The following is a 2047-nucleotide window of genomic DNA, read 5'->3' on the forward strand; positions in this document are numbered from 1 at the left end:
CTGGGTCCACCAGCTGTCCGAGTACGACGAGGTCCGCGGCATCTCGTACTGGAAGAAGAACTACCGCACCGGCATCGAACAACAGGACCCCGAGGCCCTGAACCGCACGTACGAGTACTACGACCCGATCGACACCCTCCCCATCGAAGGCCAGCGCTGGTGGACCGAACACGCCGGCAACCACCTGGCCGAAGCCGAATCCCGCGCCGCCGCCTCCCGAGCCGCCGCCGAGTCCCAAAAACTCCTGGACCTCAACTAACTCTGCAACAACCTGCAATTCTCCCCAGGTAACCCAACAGATGCCGACAGCAACCGCTACGCTCACAACTCGGCATCGACCTGGAGAGAACTTGCGTGCGCGGAGTCCGCTTGATCGGCGCGGGTGGTGGCGGTTGGAGGCGTGGCGGCGTTCTGGGTGATCGGGCCGGATGACACCGTGCATTCCGGCGAGCAACAGTTGAGCAGCAAGGGCCTGGCGATTGCTACCACGCCACAGCTCGCCAGCTATCTGAAAGGCGTCGGGCACACCAAGCTCATGCAGGTGCGGTACCCGATCGCACTGAGCACCGAGGACGAGAAGGGTACGGCGGGGCCGCTCACCGCGCCGGCCTCCCTCGACTGGTGGGTGGCCAAGGCGAACGGCACCGGCACGCAACGCATTTCGCACAGCGCTCACGATCTTTGCCACAGGCATCGTTCTCCTTGCCCTGGGCATCCTGCTGGTCCTGCTCCGCAACCGCACCCACCCTCCGCAACCGTCCCCCCAGCCCCAGCAACCTCCGACCCAAGGACCGTGGAGTGACGACGTACGGCGGATCCTGTCCGTCAGCGTCGCACTCGTTCTCGTGACCGGCTGCTCAGCAATTCCACGCCCGGACACCGTCCAGACGCTCACCAGGCCTGCCATTACCGAGCAGGGCGCGGCCGCCGTGATCAAGAACTACAACGACGTGAACAACAAGGCGAACCGCACTCGCGACAGCGATCTGATCGCCACCGTCGAAGGTGGCGACCTGGTGCGGCAGAGCCAAGCCGGGTACAAGATCGACCGAGCCATGAAGGCCAAACCCGATGGGTCGTTCAGCTATCCGAAGTCGGTGATCGGAGCGCCGCAGTTCAGCCCGCGAGCTGCCGCAGCCGGTCTGGCGAAGTACCTGACGGAGGGAGCCAGGTCGTCCCACGCGGCAGCCTTCGAGCCGACCGCCGACATCGCCCACCTACTCAACGACATCGTGCAGAACAGGGTGCAGCACGCGAAGCGGCCTGGGTCGTACCGCAGCATCACCGACGTCTTCACCGCGTCCGATCAGTCGCCGGCGTTCATCACCACATCCGGTACCGCGGTGGTCTTCGTGACGCTCACGCACGACTACACCGTGATGATCGGGCCGCGGTACACCTATTGGTGGGCGGTGATGCCGGAGAACGCGTTCAGCCCGGCGACCGCGAAATACGAGAGTGCGCTCACCGAGACGACGCTCCGTGACGCCGTCCTCCTGATTCCCCCGAAAGGCAAGGGACGGATCCGGATCGCGGCGTTCGAGTCACAGCTCGTCGCCGCCGGCGGCTACTGAAGGCGGGTTGTCAGGTCCGCGAAGGTGGTGATGGTTTCGCCCTGCCAGGTCGGGTCGCTGTCGGCGTGTTCGAGGGTGCGGATGGTGCGCATGCCCAGCCCGGCGGCGGCCGAGAGTTCGCCGTCCATGCCGTCGGCTACGTAAATACTGTCGTGTGGGTCGACGTCCAGGGCGGCGCAGGCTGCTCGGTAAATGGCGGGTTCGGGTTTCGCGGTGCCGAGCTCGGCGGAGAAGGCGGTTGCTTCGAAGTATTTCGCCAGCGGACCGGCGGCCCACTGCAGTTGGGTTTCGGCGGTGATGTTGCTGATCAGGCCGATTCGCCAGCCGGCTGTCTTGAAGGCGGCGAGGGTGTCGAGGGTGGCCGCGGGTGCCGCGCTCAGCAGGCGGCGGGCGAGCGCGCGGCGGAGGCTGGTGGCCTCCTGGACTTGGGCTTCGGACGGGGTGCCGCCGCAGCGTTCGGCGATCACGCGGAG

At 66.1% G+C, this 2047-nt stretch carries 3 protein-coding genes and 1 pseudogene; 3 read left to right on the forward strand and 1 reads right to left on the reverse strand.

Annotated elements, in window-relative coordinates; genetic code table 11:
• From VFF46_RS38575 to VFF46_RS38585, 3 genes and pseudogenes are all read left to right on the forward strand, one after another.
• A pseudogene (locus VFF46_RS38575) lies at positions 1-259 on the forward strand (lysine 2,3-aminomutase); the annotation flags it as partial.
• Positions 260-400: 141 nt separating this feature from the next.
• Entirely contained in the window at positions 401-802 is a 402-nt protein-coding gene (locus tag VFF46_RS38580) for a hypothetical protein (protein ID WP_325042233.1), read from the forward strand.
• Between the two features lie 43 nt (positions 803-845).
• Positions 846-1574 (forward strand): hypothetical protein, encoded by a 729-nt coding sequence (locus tag VFF46_RS38585; protein WP_325042234.1) that lies wholly within the window; start codon positions 846-848, stop codon positions 1572-1574.
• On the opposite strand, the gene VFF46_RS38590 is transcribed toward VFF46_RS38585, so the two are convergent.
• The coding region (locus VFF46_RS38590; RefSeq protein WP_325042235.1) for an HAD-IA family hydrolase at positions 1568-2047 on the reverse strand (480 nt) is incomplete at its 5' end. The two genes, VFF46_RS38585 and VFF46_RS38590, sit on opposite strands and share 7 nt — an antisense overlap.

Origin of the sequence: Kribbella sp., from assembly GCF_035655035.1 — a bacterium.
Classification (GTDB): domain Bacteria; phylum Actinomycetota; class Actinomycetes; order Propionibacteriales; family Kribbellaceae; genus Kribbella.